General features: G+C 71.8%; 1 protein-coding gene. It reads left to right on the forward strand.

Annotation, left to right across the window (positions count from 1 at the left end):
* Positions 1 to 5,652, forward strand: a 5,652-nt coding sequence (locus K8638_RS43850) for a non-ribosomal peptide synthetase (RefSeq protein WP_223760754.1), incomplete at both ends; no start/stop codon positions are given.

The raw sequence follows: 5,652 nt of genomic DNA on the forward strand, positions 1-5,652 counted from the left end.
CTCACGATGCACCACATCGTCTCCGACGGCTGGTCCATGGGCGTCCTCGTCCGGGAGATGGGCATCCTCTACGCGGCAAACGCAACGGGCACCGAAGCCCGTTTGCCGCCGCTGCCCGTGCAGTACGCCGACTACGCGGCGTGGCAGCTCCAGTGGCTGAAGGATGCAGCGCTGAAGGTGAGGCTGGACTACTGGAGGCACCAGCTCTCCGGCGCCCCCGCGCTGCTGGAGCTGCCCACCGACAGGCCGCGCCCCGCCGTGCAGTCCCGCCGCGGCGCGCGCCAGCCCGTCGTCCTCCCGGCGGACCTCTCAGAATCCATCAAGGCCCTGTCGCAGCGGCACGGCGTGACGCCGTTCATGACGCTGCTGGCGGCCTTCCAGACGCTGCTCTACCGGTACTCGAGCCAGGACGACATCACCGTCGGCTCGCCCATCGCGGGCCGTACCCGAGGGGAGACCGAGGGCCTCATCGGCTTCTTCGTCAACACCCTGGTCCTGCGCACCCACATCGTGTCGCGAGACTCCTTCTCCAGCCTGCTGGCGCGGGTGAAGGAGACCACCCTGGGCGCCTATGAGCACCAGGACGTGCCCTTCGAGAAGCTCGTCGAGGAGCTCAAGCCCGAGCGCAGCCTCAGCTACTCGCCGCTGTTCCAGGTGATGTTCTCCTTGCAGAACACCCCCATGGGGGCGCTGGAGCTGCCGGGGCTGCGGCTGCGGGCGCTCGAGCTGGAGGACATCCCCGCCAAGTTCGACCTGGACCTCAGCCTGAGAGAGACACCGGGCGGCTTCGTGGGCGCGCTCCAGTACGCCACCGACCTGTTCGACGCCGCCACCGTGGCGCGCATGGTGGAGCACCTGCGCACCCTGCTGCGCGCCGCGACGGCCCACCCCGAACAGCCGCTGTCCGCGCTGCCGCTGATGGACGAGGCCGAACAGCACCGCCTCCTCGTGGAGTGGAACGACACCACCGTGGAGTTCACGGACGGAGGCTGCGTCCACGACCGCATCTCCGCTCAGGCCGCGCGCACGCCCGACGCCCTCGCCGCCGTCTCCGACTCGGGCTCGCTCACCTACGCGCAACTGGAGGCGCGCTCCACCCAGCTCGCCTCCCACCTGCGGCGGCTCGGTGTGCGCCCCGGCTCCCTCGTCGCGCTGTGCATGGAGCGCTCGCTGGAGCTGCCCGTCGCATTGCTCGGCATCCTCAAGGCCGGCGGCGCCTACGTCCCCCTGGACCCGGCCTACCCCCGTGAGCGCCTGGCCTTCATGCTCCAGGACACCGCCGCCCCCGTGCTCGTCACCCAGCAGCACCTGCGCGGCCTGCTCCCCGAGGGCCCCACCGTCGTCTGCCTCGACTCCGGCTGGGGCTCCGTCGACGGGGTGAGCGAGCCGAGCATTCGCGTCGCGCCAGAGAGCGCCGCCTACGTCATCTTCACGTCGGGCAGCACCGGCCAGCCCAAGGGCACCGTCATCTCCCACCGCGCCCTGGCCAACCACATGGCCTGGCTGCTCTCCACCTTCGGAATCTCCGCCAGGGACCGGGTGATTCAGAAGACGCCGCTGAGCTTCGACGCCTCCGTCTGGGAGTGCTGGGCTCCGCTGCTGGTGGGCGCTCCGCTCGTCCTCGCGCCGCCCGAGGCCCACCGCGACCCCGCGGCCCTGCTGGCCTGCGTGGTGCGCCAGCGCGTCACCGTCCTCCAGGTCGTGCCCTCCATGCTCCGCTTCCTCCTGGAGGAGGAGTACCTGCGCCGCGCCACGCACCTGCGCTGGCTGTTCTGCGGCGGCGAGGCCCTGGCCTCCGAGCTGGGCCCGCGGCTGCGCGCGGTCCTGCCCGAGGTCCGGCTGGTCAACCTCTACGGCCCCACGGAGGTGACCATCGACTCCACCTCCGCCGAGGCCTCGGGCGAGGAGTCCGGTGTCACCGTTCCCATCGGCCGCCCCGTGGCCAACACCCGCGCCTACGTGCTGGACGCGCGCATGCAGCCGATGCCCACGGGCATCCCCGGCGAGCTGTACCTGGGCGGCGTGCAGCTCGCGCAGGGCTACCTGCAGCGGCCCCACCTCACCGCGGAGCGATTCGTGCCGGACTCCCTCAGCGGGCAGGCCGGCGCGCGCCTGTACCGCACCGGTGACAAGGTGCGCTGGAAGGCCGACGGCACGCTGGAGTACCTGGGCCGCATCGACTTCCAGGTGAAGCTGCGCGGTCAGCGCATCGAGCTGGGCGAAATCGAAGCCGCTCTCAAGCAGCAGCCCGGCGTGCGCGACGCCACCGTCCTCGTGCGCGAGGACGTGCCCGGCAACCAGCGCCTCGTCGGCTACGTCGTCCCCGCCCCGGGCCAGCCGCCCGAGTCCGCCGCGCTTCGCTCCGCGCTCCTGAAGCACCTGCCCGAGTACATGGTGCCCTCCGCCTTCGTCACCCTGGAGGCCCTGCCACTCACACCCAATGGAAAGCTGGACCGCAAGGCCCTGCCTCCTCCGGACGCGGGCGCCACCTCCGGCGGTTACCTCGCTCCGCGCATGCCCACCGAGAACCAGCTCGCCGGCCTCATGGCCGCGCTGCTACGCGTGGAGCGCGTCGGTGTCGACGACAGCTTCTTCGCCCTCGGCGGCCACTCGCTGCTGGCCACGCAGCTCGTCTCCCGCATCCGCGCCACCTTCGGCGTCGAGCTGCCCCTGCGCGCCGTCTTCGAGAGCCCCACCCTCGCCGGCCTTGCCCAGCGCATCACCGCGCTCCAGGGCGGCGGCGCACCCCGCCACCAGGCTCCGCCCCTGCGGCCCGTGCCTCGCGACCGGGCCCTGCCCCTCTCCTTCGCCCAGCAGCGCCTGTGGTTCATCGACCAGCTCGAGCCCGGTAGCGCCGCCTACAACATGCCCACCGCCGTGCGTCTCTCCGGCGCCCTGGACATCGCCGCACTGGAGCGGGCCCTCCACGCGCTCATCGCGCGTCACGAGTCGCTGCGCACCACCTTCGCCACCCAGGACGGCGAGGCCGTGCAGCTCATCCACGCCCCGGCCCAGGCCCCGTTGCCGCTGGTGGACCTGAGCCCCCTGCCCGACGAAAGGCGCGAGGCCGAGGCCCGGCGCGCGTTCAGCGAAGAGGCCCGGCGCCCCTTCGACCTCGCCCGGGGACCGCTCCTGCGCACCACGCTGCTGCGCCTCCAGGGCTCCGAGCACGTCCTGCTGCTGACGATGCACCACATCGTCTCCGACGGCTGGTCCACCGGCGTGCTGGTGCGCGAGCTGGCCGCGATGTACCAGGCGGAGGTCTCCGGCACCTCGCCCTCCCTGCCGGCGCTGCCGGTGCAGTACGCCGACTACGCCGCGTGGCAGCGCGACTGGCTGCGCGGCGAGGTGCTGGAAGCGTGGCTCGGCTACTGGAAGCGGCAGCTCTCCGGAGCTCCCGCACTGCTGGAGCTGCCCACCGACAGGCCGCGTCCCGCCACCCAGTCCTTCCGGGGCTCGTTCGTTCCCGTCGCCCTCTCCCGCGACCTCTCCGATGCCCTGCTGGCCGCGTGCCAGCGGCACGGCGTGACACCGTTCATGCTGCTGCTGGCGGCGTTCCAGGTGCTGCTGCACCGCTACTCGGGGCAGGACGACATCGTCGTCGGCTCACCCATCGCGGGACGCACCCGCTCGGAGACGGAGGGCCTCATCGGCTTCTTCGTCAACACCCTGGTCCTGCGCGCACGCATCGCGCCGCGAGGCTCGTTCCTCTCGCTGCTCCAGCAGGTCCGCGAGACCACCCTGGGCGCCTACGAGCACCAGGACGTGCCCTTCGAGAAGCTCGTCGAGGAGCTTCGACCCGAGCGCAGCCTCAGCTACTCGCCGCTGTTCCAGGTGATGTTCTCCGTCCAGAACACACCGGCGGGGACACTGGAGCTGCCGGAGTTGCGCTTGCGGACGCTCGAGCTGGAGGACGTCCCCGCCAAGTTCGACCTGGACCTCGGTCTGACGGAGACGCCGGAGGGCTTCACGGGCTCGCTCCAGTACGCCACCGACCTGTTCGATGCGGCCACCGCGGCGCGCATGGTGGAGCACCTGCACGTCCTGCTGCGCGCGGCCGTGGCCCACCCGGAGCTGCCCGTCTCCTCGCTGCCGCTGATGGACGAGGCCGAGCAGCGCCGCCTCCTCGTGGAGTGGAACGGCACCGCCGTGAAGTTCACGGATGGAAGCCGCGTCCACGACCTCATCGCCCGTCCCACCGAGAGCACCGTCGACGCGACGTCGCGCGTGGAGGGCGCGCTGTCCGGGCTGGAAGCCGTGGCCAACACCCGCGCCTACGTGCTGGACACGTGGATGCAGCCTGTCCCCACCGGAGTGCCGGGTGAGCTGTACCTGGGTGGCGTGGGACTGGCGCAAGCCCCTCCGCACCAGCCCCATCTCACCGCCGAGCGCTTCGTGCCGGACGCCCTCAGCGGCGTGCCCGGCGCGCGCCTGTACCGCACCGGTGACAGGGTGCGCTGGAAGGCCGACGGTACCCTGGAGGCCCTGCCACGCACCCCCAGCAGATTGCTGGACCGCGAGGCCCTGCCGCCTACCCATGCCAGCGGCGGTGAGGTCTTCCGCCCGCCTTCCACGCCCGTGCAGCAGGAGCTGGCCATCCTCTGGCGCAACCTGCTGCGCGTCGAGCGCGTGGGCATGGACGACAGCTTCTTCACGTTGGGAGGGCACTCGCTGCTGGCCACGCAGCTCGTCTCGCGCATCCGCGCCACCTTCAAAGTCGAGCTGCCCCTGCGCGCCGTCTTCGAGGCCCCCACCCTCGCGGGCCTCGCCCAGCGCATCACCTCGCTCCAGGGCGGCGGCGCACCACGCCACCAGGCTCCGCCCCTGCAGCCCGTGCCTCGTGACCGGGCCCTGCCCCTCTCCTTCGCCCAGCAGCGCCTGTGGTTCATCGACCAGCTCGAGCCCGGCAGTGCCGCCTACAACCTGCCCTCCGCCGTACGTCTCTCCGGCGCCCTGGACATCGCCGCACTGGAGCGAGCCCTCCACGCGCTCATCGAACGTCACGAGTCACTGCGCACCACCTTCGCCATGCAGGACGGCGAGGCCGTGCAGCTCATCCACGCCCCGGCCCAGGCCCCGCTGCCACTGGTGGACCTGAGCACCCTGCCCGACGAAAAGCGCGAGGCCGAGGCCCATCGTCTCGCCACCACCGAGGCCGCGGAGCCCTTCGACCTCGCCCGGGGACCGCTCCTGCGCGCCACGCTGCTGCGCCTCCAGGACTCCGAGCACGTGCTGCTGCTGACGATGCACCACATCGTCTCCGATGGCTGGTCCATGAGCGTGCTCGTCCGCGAGCTGGGCGCGCTGTACGAGGCCGCCCTCTCCGGTGAAGCGCCTCGCCTCCCGCCCCTCCCCATCCAGTACGCCGACTACTCCGTGTGGCAGCGAGGCTGGCTGCGAGGCGAGGTGCTCGACGCCTGGCTCGACTACTGGAAGCAGCAGCTCGCCGGGGCGCCACCCGCACTGGAGCTGCCCACCGACCGGCCCCGCCCCCCCGTCCAGACCTCCAATGGGGCGGCGCATTCCTTCACCCTCCCACCCGAGCTGTCCGAGCAGCTCGAAGCACTCGCCCACGAGCACCACGCCACCCTCTTCATGGTGCTGCTGGCGGGCTTCCAGACGCTCCTGCACCGCTACTCCGGTCAGGACGAC

The sequence above is a fragment of the Myxococcus sp. RHSTA-1-4 genome, assembly GCF_020037125.1.
GTDB lineage: Bacteria > Myxococcota > Myxococcia > Myxococcales > Myxococcaceae > Myxococcus.